The organism is Aurantimonas marina (assembly GCF_017183135.1).
Lineage (GTDB): Bacteria > Pseudomonadota > Alphaproteobacteria > Rhizobiales > Rhizobiaceae > Aurantimonas > Aurantimonas marina.
The window spans coordinates 1-20502 of sequence record NZ_JADDXW010000003.1; the positions used below are offsets into that span (position 1 = coordinate 1).

Below are 20502 nucleotides of genomic sequence, written 5' to 3' on the forward strand. Positions count from 1 at the left end.
ACGCCGCCTGGCGGTTCTTCGCCTGTTCCTGGTCGATCCGCGACGCCTCGGCCTCGCTCTCCAGACGCTCGCGCTCGATCATGGCGTGGCGCAGATGTTCCACCGAGGTCGCCATCTGGCCGATTTCGTCCTCCCGATCGAGCCCGACAACCACCAGATCGGTGCGGCCATCCGCCACCGCAGCGATCGTGCGGGTCAGCTCTTTCAGCGGCGCGAACAGGCGTCCCGATATCCACAACACGAACAATCCGATGATGATCGCCGCGCCCAGCGAAATCGCCGCGATGTCGTACTGCAGTGAATCGATGGACGCGAAGAATTCCGCTTCGGGAATGCCGACATAGAGAATCCCGATGGTCTTGCCGGAGGCATCCTTGATCGGATCGTAAGCCGTGAAGAACGGCGTTCCGAGGATGTCGGCCCTGCCACGATAAGGCCGGCCATCCACGAAGAGGGCGTCATAGACCGGACCGCGCGCCAGCACCGTTCCGACCGCGCGGCTGCCGTCGGCCTTCTTGACGTTGGTGGTCACCCGCTTGTCGCCCATGAAGACCGTTGCCGTACCGCCGACCAGCGACTTGATCTCATCGACCGGCTCGGAAAAGTCGTTCAGTTGCTGTTGCCCAACGTAAAAGCTGTCACCGTCCCGCCGGAACGAATTGCCATAGGTTCCGAGAACCTCCCACGCCACCCGCATGTTGCTTTCCTGGCGTTCCGCCGCCTGTCTGGTGGCGTCCGTACGCAGAACAATGACGTTGGCGACGCCGAACAGTATCGTGAGCATGGCGAGGCTCGCCACGACCATGATGGAGACTTTGGCTGGCAAGGAGAGTCTACGAAGCATGATGCCGATCCTCGGGCGGGAGAGCAGGCGTATTCTGGCGAATACGAATGATGGGTCAGGTGTCGGTCTCGATATCCATCGAATCAGTTCTAATACGTTGATATTAAACCGATATCATTATATTAGAATCTGATCATAAAACGGTAAAACTTAAAACTTTACTTCCACATGACCAACGTTTGATAAGCCAGACAACGGATTTTTTCGCACCCCCGCGCGCCGGTCAGACGGCACCAAATCCGCCCGGCGTCGGCGTCGTGACGATCACCGCCTCGCCGGCTTCGAGCACGGTCTGATCGCAGCCATCCAACACCTCGATCAGGCCGCCGTTCCGCCGCACCTCGGTGCGGCCCATCTCGCCGTCGCCGCCGCCGGCGATGCCCTTCGGCGGCTGGGTCCGGTGCGAGGAGAGAATCGCGCAGTCCATCGTCTGAAGGAAGCGGATGGTGCGCTTCGTCCCGTCACCACCCGCATTCTTTCCGGTGCCGCCGGAGCCACGACGGATGTGGAAATCCTCCAGCACGACCGGATAGCGCATTTCGAGGATTTCCGGGTCGGTCAGCCGGGAATTGGTCATGTGGACATGGACGCCGGCGGTGCCGTCGAAGCTGCGCCCATCATTCATGCGGCCGGCCGGCGAGCCCGAGCAGATCGTCTCGTAATACTGATAGCGGTCGTCGCCGAAGGTGAGGTTGTTCATCGTGCCTTCCGAGTTCGACAGCGCCCCGAACGCGCCGAACAGGGCGTTGGTGACATGCTGCGAGGTCTCGACATTGCCGGCGACGACCGCCGCCGGATAGCTGGGTTTGAGCATCGAGCCGTCCGGCACGATGATCTTCACGGGCCTGAGGCAACCGGCATTCATCGGGATCGGCTTTTCCACCATGACCCGGAAGACATAGAGCACGGCGGCGCGGGTCACCGGCTCCGGCGCGTTGAAATTGTTGGCCATCATGTCGGACGTACCAGTGAAGTCGACTGTCGCCTCGCGCGCGGCCTTGTCCACGCTGATCCTCACCTTGATCACCTGGCCGGAATCGGTCGGGTATTCGTAGGAACAGTCGTCGAGCCCGTCGATCATCTGGCGCACGGCTTCCGCCGCATTGTCCTGAACGAAGCCCATATAGGCCCGCGCGGTATCGAGGCCGAAGGTCTCGACCATCCTGCGCAATTCGGCGACGCCTTTCTCGTTGGCAGCGATCTGCGCCTTGAGATCGGCGACATTGTGGTCGGGGTTGCGGGCCGGATAAGGATGGTCGCTCAGCACCCGGCGCAGTTCGTCCTCCTGAAACGTCCCGCCGTCGACGAGCTTCAGATTGTCGATGAGGATGCCTTCCTCATCGACCTTCGTCGCCCGCGGCGTCATCGATCCCGGCGCGATGCCGCCGACATCGGCGTGGTGGCCACGCGAGGCGACGTAGAACAGGATTTTTCCTGGCCTCCCGCTCGCGCCTCCGGCGCTCGACGCCTGGTTCTTCTCGTTCCCGCTCATGCCTGCGGCACGCGACGCCTCTTGCTTCTTTTGGCTCCCCCTCGTGCCTTCGGCACTCGACGCCTCTTGCTCGAACACCGGCGTGACTACCGTAATGTCCGGCAGATGCGTCCCCCCATTGTAAGGCGCGTTCAGGGCGAAAACGTCGCCGGGACGGATCGCGCCCTCGTTCTGGGCGATGATCGTGCCGACCGAGCGATCCATGGAGCCGAGATGCACCGGCATATGCGGGGCGTTGGCGACCAGCGCCCCAGTGGCATCGAACACCGCGCAGGAGAAGTCGAGCCGCTCCTTGATGTTCACCGACGAGGCGGTGTTCTGCAGCGTCACGCCCATCTGTTCGGCGATCGACATGAAGAGGTTGTTGAACACCTCGAGCAGCACCGGATCGGCGCCCTCCCCGGTCTCGCCGGTGCCGAGGGCGGCGTGGCGCGGCTTCCTCTCGATCCGGGTCAGCATGACGTCGTTCCGCGTGGTGATCTCGGCTGACCAGCCGGGCTCGACGACGACGGTCTGATTCGGCTCGACGATCAGCGCCGGCCCCTTGATCCGCGCGCCCGGCGCCAGATTCTCGCGGCGATAAAGACCAACCTCGCGCTCGGCGCCGCCGGTGAAGAACCGGCCGGTCTCGCCAGGTTCGGCGTCGTAGCGCTCGGTCGTTCCGGCATCCCCGTTGCCCGTGCCGTCACGATGTTCCGCCCCCTCGACCGAGACGTTCTCGACGACGATCGGCCGCTCGTCATAGACGAAGCCGAACTGCGCCTTATGCGCCACCTCGAAGCCGGCTCTGGCGGCGGCGAGATCGCCGTCATAGGCAACGGGAAGCGTCGTATCGGTTCCGTCGTAACGCAGTTGCAGGAGGACCGTGCGGTCGATGGCGTCTGGCGCGACTCCCTGCGCGCCGAGTTCGGCCACGACCTGCGCCGACAGTTCTTCCACCAGCCCATCGATCTCGGCTTTCGCGGCGGCTTCGAGCGGCGCGACCAGCGCGCGGCTCCGCGAAGAGAACAGCGACGACAGGCCGATGCCATAGGCCGACAGAAGGCCGGACATCGGATGGATGAGCACCTTTTCCATCGCCAACGCATCGGCGACGAGACAGGCATGCTGGCCGCCGGCGCCGCCGAAGGAATTCAACAGATAGCGCGAGACATCGTAGCCGCGCTGAACCGAGATTTTCTTGATGGCGTTGGCCATGTTCTCGACCGCGATGGTCAGGAATCCTTCCGCCACTTGCCTTGCGTCACGCCCGTCGCCGACCTCGGCGGCAAGCGCCTCGAATTTCTCCGCGACAATGCCGGCGTCGAGGCGCTGGTCCTGGCCGGGTCCGAACACGGCCGGAAACAGCTCCGGCTTGAGTTTGCCGAGCATGACATTGGCGTCGGTGACGGTGAGCGGCCCGCCCTTGCCATAGGCGGCGGGGCCGGGATTGGCGCCGGCCGAGTCCGGCCCGACCTGAAAGCGTCCCTGGTCGAGATGAAGGATCGAGCCGCCGCCCGCCGCCACCGTGTGGATGCGCATCATCGGCGCGCGGATGCGCACGCCGGCGACCTCCGAATCCAGCGCCCGTTCGTAGGACCCGGCATAGTGGGTGACGTCGGTCGACGTGCCCCCCATGTCAAAGCCGATGACCGCCTCGTGGCCGGCAAGCTTCGCCGTTTCGGCCATGCCGACGACTCCGCCGGCGGGACCGGACAGGATCGCGTCCTTGCCCTGGAAGAGATCGGCGGCGGTCAGCCCGCCCGACGACATCATGAATTGCAGCGACGGGGCGCTCGCGTCGTCCGCGTCGGCGCCGAGCGCCTTGGCGACGCGCGAGACGTAGCGCGACAGGATCGGCGTCAGATAGGCGTCGACCACCGTCGTGTCGCCGCGCCCGACGATCTTGACCAGCGGCGAGACCTCGTGGCTGACGGAGATCTGCGAAAAGCCCGCCGCTTCGGCCAATTGTTTCGCCCGCCGCTCGTGATCGGGATAGTGCCAGGAGTGCATGAAAACGATGGCGACGGCCTCGATACCGTCGGCCCGCGCGCCGTCGAGCGCGACGCGCACCGCCGCCTCGTCCAGCTCACGCTCGACCGTGCCGTCGGCGAGCACCCGCTCCGGGGCTTCCGCCACCCGCTCATAGATCTGTTCGGGCAGGATGATCTCCTTGGCGAAGATGTCCGGCCGCGCCTGGTAGGCGATCCTGAGAGCGTCGCGAAAGCCCTCGGTGATCAACAGCAGCGTGCGGTCGCCCTTGCGCTCGAGCAGCGCGTTGGTCGCAACGGTCGTGCCCATGCGCACCGTGCCGACCCGGTTCGAGGACATGGCTTCACCCGCGTCGAGACCGAGCAAATTACGGATGCCTTCCAGTGCGGCGTCGTCATAGACGCCGGGATTGTCGGAGAGGAGCTTCTTCGGGTGCAGCCGTCCCTGCGGATCACGGCCGATCACGTCGGTAAAGGTGCCGCCGCGGTCAATCCAGAAGTCCCATTTGCCGTCCGGTGCTGCCTGCATTTTCGGCACTCCGCTCATGATCTTATCAATATCGATAATTTATCGGCATATTATCAGTGTGTTTGACGCAACGCAATTTTCGTGGAACTCTTCGACCGAGCAACTGGGATGAGGAGACCCCGATGAAACACCTGCCGAACGCCGTTTTCTTCGCCGCCACGCTGGCAGTGCCCGCTTCCGCATTGGCCCAGACGGCCTGGGACATGCCGACTCCCTATGCCGAGGGGAACTTTCACGAGCAGAACATCGCCGCCTTCATCGCCGACGTGAACGAAAAGGCCGGCGAGGCGGTGGCGATCACGCTGCATCCGAACCAGTCGCTGATCAAGCATCCGGACATCAAGAACTCCGTCCGCGACGGCATCGTGCCGATCGGCGAGGTTCTCGTTTCGCGGCTGGAAAACGAGAACGCCATCTATGGCGCCGATGCCGTACCCTTTCTGGCGACGAGCTACGAGGACGCCAAGCGCCTCTACGATGCCCAGAGGCCGATGATGGAGAAAGCGCTCGCCAAGGAAGGTCTGAAGCTCTTGTTCTCCGTGCCCTGGCCGCCGCAGGGCCTCTACACCAAGGAAGAGGTGAACTCGGTCGCCGACCTCAGCGGCAAGACGTTCCGCGCCTACAACAAGTCGACCGAGGAGATCGCCAAGGGCGCCGGCATGGTGCCGACCCAGATCGAGGTCTCGGACATTCCCACCGCCTTTTCCACCGGCCGGGTCGAGGCGATGATGACCTCGCCCTCCACCGGCGTGGATTCCAAGGCCTGGGACTTCCTGTCGAACTATTACACCCTCAACGCCTGGGTGCCGCGCAACATGGTGATCGTCAATCAGGCCGCCTTCGACGCGCTGCCCGCCGAGGCGCAGACCGCGATCACCGAGGCCGCCGCAGCCGCTGAGACGCGCGGCTGGGAGGCGTCCGAGCAGGAGACCGAAACCGCGACGAAGACGCTGAAGGACAACGGCATCGCCGTGTCGGAGCCCTCGGAGGAGCTGAACAGCGGCTTCAAGGAGATCGGCAAGACCATGACCGAGGCTTGGAAAACGAGTGCCGGCGCTGAGGGCGAAGAGCTGCTGAACGCCTATCAGCAGTAGGAAACCGGAGCCTTTACGGGCGGTTGCCAAGGCAACCGCCCGTCCCGATTCCCGCCTTCCGCAAAGCCCTTCCGAGGATCGTCGATGCGCCGGACCCTCGATACGCTCTACACACTGGCCGGCGCCCTCGCCGCGCTCTGCCTCGTCGCGATCGCGGTTCTCGTCGCGCTGCAGATCGGCGCCCGCCTCCTCGACTATGCTCTCGTTGCCACCGGCCTCGCCCCGACGCGCTTCATCGTGCCGTCGCTGGCCGAGATCGCCGGGTTCCTTCTGGCCGGGGCGACCTTCCTCGCCCTGGCCGACACGCTGGCGAAGAACGTCCACATCCGGGTCGACCTCGTCACCGCCCGGCTGCCGGATCGCCCGCGCCAGATCGTCGATGGCGTCGTCGCGCTCATCGGCGCCGGCATCGCCGGCTTCGGCACCTATGCGACCGGCGCCCTCGCCCTGAAGAGCCTTGAGTTCGGCGATGTCTCCTACGGCATGATCGCGGTGCCGCTGGCTCTGCCGCAGGCCGTGCTCGCCCTCGGCCTTGCCGTCTTCACCATCGCGCTGATCGACGAGGCGGCGCTGGCCTTTGCCGGGCAAGACCGCATCGCCGGCACCGGGGGCGGGCTCTGATGGATCTCTTCGAAGTCTCGATCCTGCTGCTTGTGGTTCTCTTCGGGGCGCTCGCCTCGGGTCTGTGGGTGGCGCTGGCGCTGGTTCTTACCGCCCTTGCCGCGCTGATGACCCGGCCGGTCCTGCCCGACGCGCAGATTCTCGCCACCTCAATCTGGTCGGCCTCGATCTCCTGGGATCTGACCGCCCTGCCGATGTTCATCTGGATGGGCGAGATCCTGTTTCGGTCGAAGCTGTCGGAGGACATGTTCGCCGGGCTCGCGCCGCTGATGCGCCGATTGCCCGGCCGGCTGATCCACGTCAACGTCGTCGGCTGCGCGATCTTCGCCGCCGTCTCCGGCTCCTCCGCCGCGACGACCCAGACGATCGGCAAGATCTCCCTGCCCGAACTGAAGAGCCGCGGCTATGACGAAAAGATCGCCGTCGGCTCGCTGGCCGGCGCCGGTACGCTGGGCCTGCTGATCCCGCCCTCGATCATCCTCATCGTCTATGGCGCGGCGGTGGAGGAATCGATCGCCCGGCTGTTCATCGCCGGCATCGTGCCGGGCATCATCCTCGGGCTGATGTTCATGGGCTATGTCGCGCTGGCCGCGACGCTGAAACCCTCGCTGATGCCGCAAAACGCCGATGTCATCGTCACCGAAAGCGCCTTTCGCTCGTTCCGCCGCATCCTGCCGACAATCCTGCTGATCGCCGGGGTCATCGGCTCGATCTATGGCGGCATCGCCTCGCCGACCGAGGCCGCCGTCATCGGCGTCGTGCTGGCGCTGGTCATCACGGCGGCGCAAGGGGCGCTCGACTGGCCGACATTCCGCGACGGGCTGATGGCGGCGACGCGGGTCTCGGCGATGATCGCCTTCATCCTCGCCGGGGCCGCCGTCGTCACCACCGCCATGGGCTTCACCGGCCTGCCGCGCGAACTCGCCAGCTGGATCGGCTCGCTGGAACTGTCGCCCTTTGCGCTGCTTGCCGCGCTGACGCTGTTCTTCATGGTGCTCGGCTGCTTTCTCGACGGCATTTCGATGGTGGTGCTGACCACCTCGGTGATCATGCCGCTGGTCACCCAGGCCGGCTTCGACCTCGTCTGGTTCGGCATCTATCTCGTCATCGTCGTCGAAATGGCGCAGATCACCCCACCGGTCGGCTTCAACCTCTTCGTCATCCAGGGCTTGACCGGCCAGAACATCTTCAAGATCGCCGCCGCGACGGCCCCCTTCTTCGGGCTGCTGGCCCTGATGGTCGTGCTGCTGGCGCTGTTTCCCGATCTCGCCCTGTTCCTGCCGCGCACGATGTTTTCGGGAGGCTGACAATGGCGACGGACGACCCGACAGCACCCGCGACCGCCGCAGACGGCATCGGCCCGATCGTCTCCTCGGCGCATCTGGCCGACGGCGCGCTGCCGGCGCTGTCGGAGGTCGAGTTCGGCCTGCATCTTGTCAGCCACGCCTTCGATCGCTGGGTGGTCCGCTGCATGACGGCGGCGGGCGAACCCGGCCTGACCGCCACCGAGGTCAATGTCCTGCACTCGGTCACCCATCGCGGCAGGGCCAAGCGCCTCGCCGATATCTGCCTCGTCCTCGGCATCGAGGACACGCATCTGGCCACCTATGCGATCAGGAAGCTCGAGGCCCGTGGCCTCGTCTCGCGCGAAAAATCCGGCAAGGAGCGGCTGATTTCGGTGACACCACGGGGCGAAGCGGCGTGCTTGCGCTATCGCGAGCTGCGCGAGCGCATCCTCGTCGCCGGCGCCCGGGAGCTGGGCATCTCGCCCGAGGCGATGTCGAGCGTCGCGCGGCTGATGCGGGTGCTGTCGGGGCATTACGACCAGGCGGCGCGCACGGCCGCAAGCTTGTGAGGGGGGTGCGCGCCGTCCGACGGCGCGGACGAACTTGATCCGTAAGATTTTTTGTAAGACGATCCCTGCAAGATGAGTGACAGCGAACCCGACACGCCCTTGGTCAGACGCTTCCTGACGGACCCGAACCGCCCGAGGGGCCGCTTTCGCGACACCCCGGAAAACGAGATCGACACGAGCGACATTCCCGAACTGGACGCCGCCTTCTGGGAGCACGCCCGGATCGTCGAGCCGCGCAGCCGCCCGACCGTGACCATGCGCGTCTCGCCGGAGGTGAAGGCGTATTTTCAGGCGCAGGACCCGAAGGGCTACACCACCCGCATGGCCGCGATCCTCGAAGCTTATGTGAAGTCGCGGTCAGTAGCGTAGATTCTCGGCTGCAGCACCGCAGAGTTGGGTTACATGCTCACAAAGAGCTATTGTGAAGCGGATTTTCCGATCATTCTTCTTGCTTCTGAGATCGATATTATCCTTATGCGGGATCCTTCAGCGATCATCTCCTCCGCGCGGCGAAAGTTTGCGCTCTTCCTTATCCCGACGTCGAAAGGCTGCTCGGCCACGATAACCAGAAGCGTAGTTGACGCGCCGACCGCTGCCATGATTTTAGCGCCGGCTGCGGCTAACTCATGCGCTATCCGATCGTCATCGGACGTGCCCATTAGCGCGATGCGGTGGCCGCGAAGCGGCCCCGACGGCGCGGCTTTCGGACGCTCGGCGGTCTTTCGCGGGATCGAAGCTTGAGTTGGAGGCTCAGCCCCAACGCCTAAATCGATCCATCCATGATTTGGGATCGCTAGACGTACGCCGAAGTGCCCCTCATCATACTGATTGGTGCGCCAGCCGCCGCGGACGCGCGCTCGGCAAACGGCTGCGGTTAGACCGACATCACGCATTTGTTCGCCAACGCGTTCCGCCTGATCACGAGGAAGGTAGCCGACCTTACGTCCGTGAAGTTTCACCATAACCGCGTTGGGGTCGTGAAGGTTGGAAGGTTCACGCTCAATTGACGCCTCATACTCTCCTTCGTGACCGTGGCGAGTATGCGCACCGCAGATCGCGACTAAGACGTCTTGATAATTGCTCTCACCCACAACCTCCATCGGGAACGAGCCTTCACGCCATTGGATTCCCGGCTGCTGCCTTGGTTGTGCCGCTACGGGGGGTCTCTTACCAGATTGCGGCTGGGTCACAGTCTTCGATTTAGGCTTGCGGAACAAGAACGAGAATATACCCATCGTTTCCTCCCTAATGCGTCAACTTTGAAGATGACTCCTGCGCAAATGTCCATCCGTTCCTGATTCATTCGATAACTGCCTCCCTACTCTGCCGCCGCCTCGACCCCGCCCTCATAGGCCGCCCGGACCGCCGCCCCCGGCGATGGGTCGCCAGCGCCTAGGAGTTGAGCGCACGCGTGGCACCACCCAATAGGGGCCAATATCCGTGCGCGCGTATCCCACGCAAGGTCGTGGGATACGCCGCGAGACCGCCAAGCCCACCGCTCACAAATGCGGCAGAACGTGCCACGCGATAGATCGCGTCCGGGCTCGCGCGCTTCACGCCGTCACCGCGCCACAGTAGAAGGCCGCCATGGACTACGATGCGATCATCCTCGGCGCGGGCGGCGCGGGTCTCATGGCCGCGGCGACGGCGGGCGGCGGCAATGTCAGCCGGGCCGTTCATCCAATACGATCGCCCCGCGTCCCACTTGCCTGTCAGTGCGTACTCCCAGACCGCAGCCGCCGAAGAAGAATCCGGCCCAGCAACAGCGTGATCACGGCCGCGGTAAGGAAGGCGATAGAGTTTCCGAGCAGGCTCGCCAGCTGCGCGATCCTGCTGGAGAACGCATAACCGAGGCCGACATAGACCCCGACCCATATCGCCTCGCCGGTACTGTCCCACACCGTAAAGCGCATCCGGCCCATTCGGGTGGCTCCCGCCAGAAGATTGACATAGGGACCGAGCGGACTGAACAGCCAGGTGCTGAAAAAGACTCCGACGCCACCCCAACGATCGACGATTCGCCGGGCTCGCGCGAAGACCACAGCGCGATGCGGCTCGCGTTCGAGCCGAGCAGTCAACGCCTCGCCGCCAATTCGGCCGAGATGATATCCGGTCTGATCGCCGAGGACCGAGCCGGCGAGCGCGGCCGTCAGGACGTTGCTGGCGACAAGGTCGCCCGACGCCACGAAGGCCCCGCCGGCAAGCATGACGAAGGAGGTTGGGACCGGGAGACCGAGGCAGGAAAGGTAGGTTGCGAGCAGGATCAGGACGGTCCCATAGGCGGAGACGAGTCCGAAGGCGATCTCAGTCATCGCCCGTCTCTCGGTAGGCCGTGATGGCGGTACGCAGCGTTGCAGCAACCTGATCGACGCTCACCTCCTGCTCCACGGCGATTTCGGCGACGGTGAGCCTGCGCCCTTCTCCGGTTCGAAGGTCGAGAGCCTGCGCGAGCACTTGTGGCGGCACATCCCAGGAACGCGCAACGTAACGAACGGGCATCCAGCCTTCGATCGTTTGCTCGTGATGGGCGGGATCGGCCCAATAGACCGTGGAGACGACCGTGCGGACGAGGAAGAAGCCGGTAAGCGCCAGCCCGACGAGAAACCCGATCAGAAGCACACGGTGGGAGTGCCAAAGGCCCAGGATATTCATCCCCATCCCACCACCTCCGCGATCAGGTTTTCGGACCATTTATTTCGCTAGCAGCATCACGCCCGTTACGTGAGCAGGCCATCGCGCAAGGGTGGGGAAAATCCTTCTCCTCCTTTCTCGGCCTTTGCGTCGACGCGCCAAGGACGGAGATCGTGCCGCTCGAGCCGGGCGGTTATCGCCGCTCGCTGTCCGACTGGCCTTTCAAGGTGACGTACATCAGGACCAGATAGACAGCCGGCATGATCCCCAGGATCATGAACTCCAGGAAGCCTGCCGGTCTGCATTCCAGGCATGCGAACTGGTACGCCACATAGGCCACGGCGGCCAGTATGACCGCCAGGCCGATCCACCACGCTGTCATCGGGTGCCGGGATCTGGTCTGGTTCGCCATCTTCTGTCCTTCGCCAATGAAGTTATTCGCTTGTGACGCCGTCAAAATGTTCCCCGGAGGATTCGGCCTCGTCCTTCGTGGCATGCACGGTTCCATCACGGTGCTCCGGCGGTGCGTAGATGGTGTAGAGCTTCAGCGGATCTCCGCTCGTGTTCTTCACGTTGTGCCGCGCCCCTGCCGGAACGATCATGGCCATGTCGGCCCCGATTGCCTGCCGGTTCCCATCGATCAGGATCTCGCCCGACCCCGCTTCCACCCGAAAGAACTGGTCGCGGTCGTCATGAACCTCTTCACCGATTTCCTCGCCCGGCTGAATGGCCATCAGGACCAGTTGCATGCCCTTGGCCGTATAGAGAACCCGTCGGAAGTCGGTATTTTCCTCTGTCAACTTCTCGATTTCATCGATGAACCCCTTCATCTCACTCCCTCATGGCTACCGAAACCATTCTCGCTGCGATTGACATGATCGCGCGGAACGATGCTCCCGACATTGTTCTGGATCAAGGGAACTAAACCGAATCTCCGTGAAACGCTGCTTGCCGCGCCCCCTTCCCCCGCCCCCTGCCTGTGCCCTAAGAACGACCGGCACCGGCAATGGGGGAATGGCATGACGGCACAGACGATCGACGGCAAGGCGCGGGCGGCGCGAATCATCGACCAGGTCAAGCAGGCAACGGCCGCACTGACGACGGAGACCGGCATGGAACCAGGATTGGCGGTGGTGATCGTCGGCGAGGACCCGGCCAGCCAGGTCTATGTCGGTTCAAAGGCACGGACCGCCAAGGAATGCGGCTTCAAGTCGGTGAAGCATGTGCTGGGCGCCGAGACCACGGAAGCCGCGCTGCTCGGCAAGATCCGTGAGCTCAATGCCGATCCGACCATCCACGGCATTCTGGTGCAATTGCCGCTGCCCAAGCAGATCGACGAGGCCAAGGTGATCCAGGCGATCGCGCCGGACAAGGATGTCGACGGCTTCGGCCTCGTCAATGTCGGGCGCCTGTCGACCGGCGCCCTCGACACGGCCTTCGTGCCCTGCACGCCGGCCGGCTCGATGATCCTGATCCGCGACGTCCTCGGCGACGACCTCTCGGGCAAATCCGCCGTCGTCGTCGGCCGCTCCAACATCGTCGGCAAGCCGATGGCGCAGCTGCTGCTCGCCGCCAACGCCACGGTGACCATCGCCCATTCGCGCACCAAGGACCTTGCCGCCGTCTGCCGGGGCGCGGACATTCTGGTCGCGGCCGTCGGGCGCCCCGAGATGATCACCGGCGATTACGTGAAGGACGGCGCGGTCGTCATCGACGTCGGCATCAACCGGATCGCGGCCCCGGAAAAGGGCCTCGGCGAGGACGGCAAGCCGAAGACGCGCCTCGTCGGCGACGTCGCCTTTACGTCAGCCGCCGAAAAGGCCGCTGCGGTCACGCCCGTGCCGGGCGGTGTCGGGCCGATGACCATCGCCATGCTGATGGCCAACACGCTGACGGCGGCTTACCGGGCGGCGGGGCGGAAACCACCGGTGTTTTGAGGCGGCGGCGCATGTTCGAAGGCTTCCAGCTTGATCGTGCAGCCGTCTCGGACGGCGAAATCCGCTTCCGGCGCGGCGGCTCCGGACCGGCTGTGCTGCTGCTGCACGGCCACCCTCGCACCCACACCACCTGGCATCGCGTCGCGCCGCTGCTCGCGGCGGAGGGCTTTTCGGTGGTCTGCCCCGATCTGCCTGGGTTTGGGCAATCGTTCAAACCGGAAGACACCGCCGACCACCGCGGCTCGTCGAAACGGGCCAAGGCGCGAGCCATGGCCGAACTGATGGCCCTGCTCGGCCATTCGCGCTTTGCCGTCGCCGGCCACGATCGCGGTTCCTACACGGCCTTCCGCCTGGCGATGGATTTTCCTCAAGAGGTGCAGCGGCTGGTCGTAATGGACGGTGTTCCGATCATCGAGGCGTTGGAGCGTTGCGGCGAGACGTTCGCCAAAGCCTGGTGGCACTGGTTCTTCTTCGCGGTGCCCGAAAAGCCGGAACGGGCGATTCTCGCCGACCCGGCGGCATGGTACGGTGGCACCGCGAAGGCGATGGGCGCCGCAAACTTCGCCGATTTCCAGTCAGTCATCCATGATCCCACGACGGTGCATGGCATGATCGAGGACTATCGCGCCGGGCTGACCGTGGACCGCAAAGACGACGCGGCCGACCGCGCCGCCGGCCGGCGGATCGCCTGCCCGACGCTATGCCTCTGGTCGAGCCGCGACGATCTGGAAATGCTCTATGGCGATGTCCTGTCCGTATGGGAGCCGTGGACCACCGAACTGGGAGGCGGCCGAATCGCCAGCGGTCACCATATGGCCGAAGAAGCGCCGGAAGAGCTTGCGCGTCGGCTTACCCAATTTCTTCGACCGCTTCAGGCCTGACCGGCCATCCCTTTCCCGCAAACGGGAGAGGGATGGCGCTCGTCGCCTGTCGCCTACGCCGCGCCTTGGGGGGTCCCTGCCTCGGCCGTCTCGTCCGGCTTCGGCTGGCCCTGTTTCGGGCCGCCCTTGGCAACACCGACCATCGCCGGCCGCAGCACCCGGTCGCCGATCGCATAGCCCGCCTGCACCACCTGAACGACAGTGTTGTTGGGAACCTCGGGGTTCGGCACCTCGAACATCGCCTGATGGAAATGCGGATCGAAGCGCTGGCCTTCGGGGTCGAGCTTCTTCACGCCGTGCTTTTCGAGCGTGCCCAGCAGCCCGCGCTCGGTCACTTCGATGCCGTCGATCAGCGCGTTGAGGCCATCGTCGCCGTGCTCCTTGGCCTCGGCCGGCACCGCCTCGATAGCGCGGCGCAGATTGTCGGCGACCGACAGCATCTCGCGAGCGAAGCTGGTCACCGCGTAGGTGCGCGCGTCCTTGATCTCGCGCTCGGTTCGCCGGCGCAAATTTTCCATGTCGGCGGCGAGCCGCAGCAGGCGATCCTTGACGTCGGCATTCTCGGCCTCGAGCTCGGCGATGCGGGAAGCATCGGCGTCGGCCGCCGCGTCCGAATCGGCAAAGCCGCTTGCGGCATTGGCGGTGAACTCGGCATCGGCATTGGCGTTGGCGGCCGCGCGCTCGGTTTCCGCCATCGCCGCCCTGTTGGCCGCCGCCGCTTCCGCCGCCTCGCTGCGGTAGGCCCCCTGATTGCGCCTGTCTTTCTCGCTCGCCATCCGTCCTTCACCTCATCTCACCGACGCGCCGCAATGCGCTTTTCCTCGGCACGCCGGAAGGCGACCACGGATTGCGACGAAAATCATCTATCGTGGCCGCATATCGAATTGACGGGCGCAGAAATCAAGCCTCTCGCGCGGCCGAACCCTTGGCGAGCAACCGCGAGACGATGCGGGCGGTGTAGTCCACCATCGGCACGATACGCTTGTAGTTGAGCCGGGTCGGCCCGATGACTCCCACCGCGCCAATGACGTTTTCGGTGCCGCCCTTGTAGGGCGCGACGACCAGTGAGGAACCCGAAAGCGAGAACAGCTTGTTCTCCGAGCCGATGAAGATGCGCACGCCGTTGCCGGTCTCGGCAAGACCGAGCAGCTCGATGATGCCGCTCTTGGTCTCCAGATCGTCGAACAACAGGCGCAGGCGCTCCAGATCCTCGGCCGCCGTGACGTTTTCCAGAAGGTTGGCCCGGCCACGCACGATCAGCCGCGCCGGCTGGTCGGCGGAGGCGCCGGACCAGACGGCCAGCCCCTTGTCGACGAGCTCGCGGGACAGGACGTCGAGGGCGTTCGCCGTCTCGTCCTTCAGCCGGGCGATGCGTTCGCTGGCCTCGCCGAGCGTGCGCCCGACGACATGGGCGTTGAGGAAATTGCCGGCCTCGACAAGTTGCGAGGCGGTGATCCCGGCCGGAAGGTCGAGGATGCGGTTCTCGACCTCGCCACTGGCGCCGACCAGCACGGCCAACGCCTTGGTCGGCTCCAGCCGGATGAACTCGATATGCTTGAGCCGCAGATCGGATTTGGCGGTGAGCACGATGCCGGCGCCGCGCGACAGGCCGGACAACAGGTTGCTCGCCTCTGTCAGCAGCGAATCGAAGGGCCTGCCGTCACCCGACAGGCGCACCTTCTCCTCGATTTCCTCGCGCTCGGAGGTGCCGAGATCGCCGACCTCCAGAAAGGCGTCGACGAAGAAGCGCAGGCCGAGTTCGGTCGGCAACCGGCCGGCGCTGACATGCGGCGCGTAGATCAGGCCCAACGCTTCCAGATCGCTCATGACGTTGCGGATCGAGGCCGGCGACAACGCGTTGCTCAGGAGCTTCGACAGCATGCGTGAGCCGACCGGCTCGCCGATATCCAGATAGCTCTCGACGATCAACCTGAAGATATCGCGCGTCCGCTCGTCGAGACCCAATGGGGCCGCGGCGGCCAAGTCGCTGACGGGCAAGCGGAATTCGGTCATGATTGGGTGATCGGTTCAAACACGCCCAGACTATAGGTGTCCCAACCGGTGGAGCCAAGTCGCAACCCCGTTTACACGAGGAATCCAGGCTTGCCGCCCCACCGCGTGGCCGATACAAGCCCGGCACAACCCGTGGCGGTTATCCGCCTTCTTTCAAAGATTATATTCAGGACGGCATCATGCGCCCATCCAAACGCGCCGGCGACCAATTGAGGCCCGTCAGCCTCGAACGCGATTTTTCACGCCACGCGGAAGGCTCCTGTCTCGTCAAGTTCGGCGACACCCATGTGCTGTGTACCGCGAGCCTGGAAGAGCGGGTGCCCGGCTGGCTGAAGAACTCCGGCAAGGGCTGGGTGACGGCCGAATACGGGATGCTGCCGCGCGCCACCGGCGAGCGGATGCGCCGCGAGGCCGCCAGCGGCAAGCAGTCGGGCCGCACCCAGGAAATCCAGCGCCTGATCGGGCGCTCGCTGCGCGCCATCGTCGACCTGCAAGCGCTTGGCGAACGGTCCATCACCGTCGATTGCGACGTCATCCAGGCTGACGGCGGCACCCGCACCGCGGCGATCACCGGCGGCTTCGTCGCGCTCGCCGACTGTCTCGGCTGGATGGAGGCGCGCTCGATGGTCAAGCGCGACAAGGTGCTAACGGATCATGTCGCGGCGATCTCCTGCGGCATCTACAAGGGCACGCCGGTTCTCGACCTCGATTATCTGGAGGATTCGGCCGCCGAGACCGACGCCAATTTCGTCATGACCGGCACCGGCGGCATCGTCGAGATCCAGGGCACGGCCGAGGGCACGCCCTTTTCGGAGGCCGAGTTCATGGCCCTTCTGGGACTGGCCCGCAACGGCATCGGCGACCTCGTGGCGATGCAGCGCGCCGTGCTCGAGGCCGTTCGGTGAAACTGATCGATCCGAATGACGGGCCGCTTCTCGTCGCCAGCCATAATGTCGGGAAGATCTGGGAATTCCGCGAACTGCTGGAGCCCTTGGGCTTCGACGTGACGTCGGCGAAGGACCAGAACCTCGACGATCCGGAAGAGACCGGAACGAGTTTCGAGGCGAACGCCGAGATCAAGGCGCTGACAGCCATGCGGGCAACGGGTGTGGCGTCGCTTTCGGACGATTCGGGCCTTGTCGTCGAGGCGCTCGGGGGCGAGCCCGGCATCTATTCGGCGCGCTGGGGCGGACCGGAGCGGGATTTCGCCATGGCGATGCGCAATGTCGAGGAGAAGCTGCAGGCCGCCGGGGCGACGACACCCGACAAGCGCCAGGCGCGGTTCGTCGCCGTCCTCTGTCTGGCGCGGCCGTCCGGCAAGACACATTTGTTCCGCGGCGAGGTCGCCGGCACCATCGTCTGGCCGCCGCGCGGCACGCTCGGCTTCGGTTACGATCCGATCTTTCTTCCTGGGGGCCAGGACCGCACCTTCGGCGAGATGATGTCCCTGGAAAAGCACGCCTGGAAACCCGGGCAACCCACGGCGCTCTCGCATCGGGCGCGGGCGTTCCAGAAATTTGCGCGCGACGCGCTCGGAGTCGAATGACGGAGCAGACCCGCCCAACCGGCGACATCCTCGCCTTCGACCCGGTGTCCCACGAACCGGGCTTCGGTGTCTATCTGCATTGGCCCTTCTGTGCGGCCAAATGCCCCTATTGCGACTTCAACAGCCACGTCCGCCATAAGCCGATCGACCAGGACCGTTACGCGGCGGCTTTCGAGCGTGAGATCGCAGACGCGGCGCGACGCTCGGCCGGCCAGACCGTGACCTCGATTTTCCTGGGCGGCGGCACCCCATCGCTGATGGAGCCGGCGACCGTCGCGCGGGTTCTCGACGCCGTCGCCGCGAACTGGACCGTCGCGAGCGGCGCCGAAATCACCCTCGAAGCCAACCCGTCGAGCGTCGAGGCCGAGCGCTTCCGTGGCTACCGGGCGGCCGGCGTCAACCGGGCCTCGCTCGGCGTCCAGGCGCTAAACGACCACGACCTGAAGATGCTCGGCCGCCTGCATGATGTAGAGCAGGCACTGCACGCCATCGGCCTGGCGCGCGAGATCTTCCCGCGCCTGTCCTTCGACCTGATCTACGCCCGCCCCGACCAGACCGTCGACGCCTGGGAGACGGAACTCAGCCGTGCGATCGATCTCGCCGCCGATCATTTGTCGCTCTACCAGTTGACGATCGAGGAGGGCACGCCCTTCTTCGCCTTGCACAAGGCCGGCAAGCTGAAGGTTCCGGACGGCGAACTGTCGGCCGAGCTCTACGAGGCGACCCAGCGTCTGACCACAGCGCGCGGCCTGCCGGCCTACGAAATCTCGAACCATGCGGTGCCGGGCGCCGAATCCCGCCACAATCTGATTTATTGGCGCTATGGTCTCTACGCCGGCGTCGGGCCCGGCGCGCATGGCCGTCTGATGGGCGCGGACGGCCGCCACGCCATTTCCAACGAGCCGCTGCCCGAAAGCTGGCTGAAGATGGTCGAGTCGTGGGACAGCGGCGCGGTCGTCGATGATCTGCTGGCACCAAGCGAGGAGGCGGACGAGTTGCTCCTGATGGGGCTGCGGCTCACCGAGGGCATCGATCTGGCCCGTTGGCGCCGGCTGACCGGCCGCGACATCGATGCGACCAGCGAGGCCGATCTGCGCGCCCACGGCATGGTCGAGCGGCTCGGGCCCGACCGCATCCGGGCGACACCGGCCGGCATGCTGGTCCTTGACGCCGTGGTCGCTGATCTGGCTTGAGGTCAGGTCATTGCAGTCGCCCCCAGCAAATCGTATATACGATCAAAGTTTGATATCGTCCTTGGACAACAGGTTTGTTCGTGGAATTCGATCCGTCCAAGGATGAGGAAAACGTCGCCAAGCACGGAATCTCATTGGCGCGCGCCTCAGATATGGACCTGAAGGTAGTCCTTCCGGACGAGCGGAAGGACTACGGAGAAGTCCGGTATCGCGGATTCGGACTGATCGACGGAAAGGCTTACTCCCTTGCCTTCACGATCCGATCCGATCCGGATCGGTGCGACCAATCAGTTTACGCCGCGCCCACCGCAAGGAGTTCGAGCGGTATGTCCAAGCATCCTAAACCTCGCGCTTCCGACTCTGACAACCCCGAATGGACCGAGGCGGACTTCCGGGCGGCCAAGCCGGCCGACCAGGGTCTGCCGCCCGAAATCGTCGCACAGTTCCGCAACACTCGCGGAGCGCAAAGGGCCGTCAAGAAAGTTCCAGTGTCCCTGCGGCTCAGCCCGGACGTGGTCTCGCATTTCAAGGCCAGCGGTCCCGGCTGGCAAACCCGGATCGACGAGACGCTCAAGCGGGCGATCAGCAAGTGAGCGGGATTTCCGATCCTCCTCGCCGCTACCGCATTCACGACCTCGAACGGACGGCGCCGCGCCCCGAGCCGGGCCTCTATCTCGTCGCCACGCCGATAGGCAACCTTGGCGACATCACGCTGCGGGCGCTGGAAATCATCGCCGGAGCCGACCGGCTGGCCTGCGAAGACACCCGCGTCACCGCAAAGCTGCTGGCCCGGTTCGGCATCGGGCGGCGGATGTTTGCCTATCACGAGCACAATGCCGAGGATGCCGGCGCAGCGCTCCTCGCCGACTTGGAAGCGGGCCTGTCGGTCGCGGTCGTTTCCGATGCCGGCACGCCGCTCGTTTCCGACCCGGGCTACCGGCTCGTCCGGGAGGCGATCGAACGAAGCATCCCGGTCATCCCGATCCCTGGCGCTTCGGCCGCACTCGCCGCGTTGCTGGCATCGGGGCTGCCGTCGGACGCCTTCTTCTTCGCCGGCTTTCCGCCGCAGAAGGAACAAGCGCGGGCCGCACGGCTGCGGGAACTGGCGCGGGTTCCCGGGACCCTGGTCTTCTTCGAAGCCCCGCACCGTATCGCCGACAGCCTCGCCGCCATGGCCGAGGTTTTCGGCGCGCGGCAGGCCGCGGTGTGCCGCGAACTGACCAAGACCTTCGAGACGATCTATCGCGGCAGCTTGGCAGAGCTCGCTGCCGCGTTCGCCGCCATGGAACGGGTCCGCGGCGAAATCGTCGTCTGCGTCGCCCCGCCGGACGCGGAGGCGGCCGCCACCAGCGAGGACGCGGACACGATCCTCCTCGGCCTCCTGGCCGAGATGAAGCCGACCCGGGCGGCCCAGGAAGCGGCCCGGCTCACCGGCCTTCCCCGGCGCGAGCTTTACCAGCGCGCCCTCAGCCTCAAGGACGGGCCGTGAGTCCGGCATCCAGTGCATCCGAAAAGCGGCGCCGGGGCTTTCGCAAGGGGCATCGCGGCGAGCGGCTCGCCGCCTGGACGCTACGCCTCAAGGGCTATCGCATCCTCGCCGTGCGCCACCGCACCAAACGCGGCGAAATCGATCTCATCGCGCGGCGCGGCGATCTCGTCGCGATCGTCGAGGTCAAGGTCCGGCAGACATTGGCCGAGGCGATGGACGCTGTGGGAGCGGACGCCCAGCGGCGGATCGAGGCAGCCGCGGATCTCTGGCTCGCCCGGCAGCGCGACCATGCCCACCTGTCGCTGCGCTTCGATATCATCGCGGTCCTGCCGTGGCGCTGGCCGATCCACATCGTCCATGCCTGGCAAGGCCGGCCCTGACGCTTTAGCGCAAGCCTGCCCATACGC

Annotated in this window: 22 protein-coding genes; 13 read left to right on the top strand and 9 right to left on the bottom strand. The window is 65.2% G+C overall.

What is annotated here, in order from left to right:
* Positions 1 to 844 (bottom strand): cache domain-containing protein (locus ING15_RS04330; protein WP_206453573.1); only part of this gene is annotated, 844 nt, incomplete at its 3' end.
* 223 nt (positions 845 to 1067) lie between these two features.
* The gene (locus ING15_RS04335) at positions 1068 to 4835 is read right to left on the bottom strand and encodes a hydantoinase B/oxoprolinase family protein (RefSeq protein ID WP_232845564.1); all 3768 of its coding nucleotides are present in this window, start codon (positions 4833 to 4835) and stop codon (positions 1068 to 1070) included.
* A gap of 122 nt (positions 4836 to 4957) precedes the next feature.
* Here ING15_RS04335 and ING15_RS04340 point away from each other — a divergent pair, with 122 nt between their 5' ends.
* The 5 genes from ING15_RS04340 (at position 4958) to ING15_RS04360 (ending at position 8774) form a co-directional block, all read left to right on the top strand.
* Positions 4958 to 5929 carry a TRAP transporter substrate-binding protein gene (locus ING15_RS04340; protein WP_206453575.1) on the top strand — a complete coding sequence of 324 codons (972 nt, stop codon included), beginning with the start codon at positions 4958 to 4960 and terminating at the stop codon, positions 5927 to 5929.
* 84 nt (positions 5930 to 6013) lie between these two features.
* On the top strand, positions 6014 to 6550 hold the full coding sequence (locus ING15_RS04345) for a TRAP transporter small permease subunit (RefSeq protein WP_206453576.1): 537 nt from the start codon (positions 6014 to 6016) through the stop codon (positions 6548 to 6550).
* Entirely contained in the window at positions 6550 to 7857 is a 1308-nt protein-coding gene (locus ING15_RS04350) for a TRAP transporter large permease (RefSeq protein ID WP_206453577.1), read from the top strand. The genes ING15_RS04345 and ING15_RS04350 overlap by 1 nt, the downstream gene beginning before the upstream one ends.
* Positions 7858 to 7859: 2 nt before the next feature.
* Positions 7860 to 8405, top strand: a complete 546-nt coding sequence (locus ING15_RS04355) for a winged helix DNA-binding protein (RefSeq protein ID WP_206453578.1) — start codon at positions 7860 to 7862, stop codon at positions 8403 to 8405.
* A 72-nt stretch (positions 8406 to 8477) separates the two neighbouring features.
* Complete coding sequence (locus tag ING15_RS04360; protein WP_206453579.1) at positions 8478 to 8774, top strand: BrnA antitoxin family protein; 297 nt, start codon at positions 8478 to 8480, stop codon at positions 8772 to 8774.
* A gap of 47 nt (positions 8775 to 8821) precedes the next feature.
* Here ING15_RS04360 and ING15_RS04365 read toward each other — a convergent pair whose 3' ends face one another.
* The 5 genes from ING15_RS04365 to ING15_RS04385 all read right to left on the bottom strand — a co-directional run bounded on the left by ING15_RS04365 (position 8822) and on the right by ING15_RS04385 (position 11866).
* The gene (locus ING15_RS04365) at positions 8822 to 9640 is read right to left on the bottom strand and encodes an HIRAN domain-containing protein (RefSeq protein WP_206453580.1); all 819 of its coding nucleotides are present in this window, start codon (positions 9638 to 9640) and stop codon (positions 8822 to 8824) included.
* A 477-nt stretch (positions 9641 to 10117) separates the two neighbouring features.
* A complete protein-coding gene (locus tag ING15_RS04370) occupies positions 10118 to 10717 on the bottom strand; it encodes a DedA family protein (RefSeq protein ID WP_206453581.1) in 600 nt (199 codons plus the stop codon).
* Positions 10710 to 11063: a hypothetical protein gene (locus ING15_RS04375; RefSeq protein WP_206453582.1), complete on the bottom strand. Its 354-nt coding sequence runs from the start codon at positions 11061 to 11063 to the stop codon at positions 10710 to 10712. The genes ING15_RS04370 and ING15_RS04375 overlap by 8 nt, the downstream gene beginning before the upstream one ends.
* 166 nt (positions 11064 to 11229) lie before the next feature.
* Positions 11230 to 11448 carry a hypothetical protein gene (locus ING15_RS04380; RefSeq protein WP_206453583.1) on the bottom strand — a complete coding sequence of 73 codons (219 nt, stop codon included), beginning with the start codon at positions 11446 to 11448 and terminating at the stop codon, positions 11230 to 11232.
* Between the two features lie 22 nt (positions 11449 to 11470).
* The gene (locus ING15_RS04385; protein WP_206453584.1) at positions 11471 to 11866 is read right to left on the bottom strand and encodes a cupin domain-containing protein; all 396 of its coding nucleotides are present in this window, start codon (positions 11864 to 11866) and stop codon (positions 11471 to 11473) included.
* A gap of 189 nt (positions 11867 to 12055) precedes the next feature.
* On the opposite strand from ING15_RS04385, the gene folD reads away from it, so the two are divergent.
* The gene (gene folD / locus ING15_RS04390; RefSeq protein ID WP_206453585.1) at positions 12056 to 12973 is read left to right on the top strand and encodes a bifunctional methylenetetrahydrofolate dehydrogenase/methenyltetrahydrofolate cyclohydrolase FolD; all 918 of its coding nucleotides are present in this window, start codon (positions 12056 to 12058) and stop codon (positions 12971 to 12973) included.
* 11 nt (positions 12974 to 12984) lie between these two features.
* Positions 12985 to 13854 carry an alpha/beta fold hydrolase gene (locus tag ING15_RS04395; RefSeq protein WP_206453586.1) on the top strand — a complete coding sequence of 290 codons (870 nt, stop codon included), beginning with the start codon at positions 12985 to 12987 and terminating at the stop codon, positions 13852 to 13854.
* A gap of 53 nt (positions 13855 to 13907) precedes the next feature.
* On the opposite strand, the gene grpE is transcribed toward ING15_RS04395, so the two are convergent.
* Positions 13908 to 14630 (bottom strand): nucleotide exchange factor GrpE, encoded by a 723-nt coding sequence (grpE, locus tag ING15_RS04400; RefSeq protein WP_332873763.1) that lies wholly within the window; start codon positions 14628 to 14630, stop codon positions 13908 to 13910.
* Between the two features lie 124 nt (positions 14631 to 14754).
* Entirely contained in the window at positions 14755 to 15867 is a 1113-nt protein-coding gene (hrcA, locus tag ING15_RS04405) for a heat-inducible transcriptional repressor HrcA (protein WP_206453587.1), read from the bottom strand.
* A 179-nt stretch (positions 15868 to 16046) separates the two neighbouring features.
* Here hrcA and rph point away from each other — a divergent pair, with 179 nt between their 5' ends.
* From rph to ING15_RS04440, 6 genes are all read left to right on the top strand, one after another.
* Positions 16047 to 16772: a ribonuclease PH gene (rph, locus tag ING15_RS04410; RefSeq protein ID WP_206453588.1), complete on the top strand. Its 726-nt coding sequence runs from the start codon at positions 16047 to 16049 to the stop codon at positions 16770 to 16772.
* A gap of 2 nt (positions 16773 to 16774) precedes the next feature.
* Entirely contained in the window at positions 16775 to 17413 is a 639-nt protein-coding gene (gene rdgB, locus ING15_RS04415; RefSeq protein ID WP_210348795.1) for an RdgB/HAM1 family non-canonical purine NTP pyrophosphatase, read from the top strand.
* Complete coding sequence (hemW, locus tag ING15_RS04420) at positions 17410 to 18606, top strand: radical SAM family heme chaperone HemW (RefSeq protein WP_206453590.1); 1197 nt, start codon at positions 17410 to 17412, stop codon at positions 18604 to 18606. The genes rdgB and hemW overlap by 4 nt, the downstream gene beginning before the upstream one ends.
* A gap of 80 nt (positions 18607 to 18686) precedes the next feature.
* A complete protein-coding gene (locus ING15_RS19380; protein WP_332873764.1) occupies positions 18687 to 19199 on the top strand; it encodes a BrnA antitoxin family protein in 513 nt (170 codons plus the stop codon).
* Positions 19200 to 19204: 5 nt separating this feature from the next.
* Positions 19205 to 20095: a 16S rRNA (cytidine(1402)-2'-O)-methyltransferase gene (rsmI, locus tag ING15_RS04435; protein WP_206453829.1), complete on the top strand. Its 891-nt coding sequence runs from the start codon at positions 19205 to 19207 to the stop codon at positions 20093 to 20095.
* Positions 20092 to 20475: a YraN family protein gene (locus tag ING15_RS04440; RefSeq protein WP_206453592.1), complete on the top strand. Its 384-nt coding sequence runs from the start codon at positions 20092 to 20094 to the stop codon at positions 20473 to 20475. Before rsmI ends, ING15_RS04440 begins: the two co-directional genes overlap by 4 nt.
* The last annotated feature ends 27 nt before the right edge of the window (positions 20476 to 20502 follow it).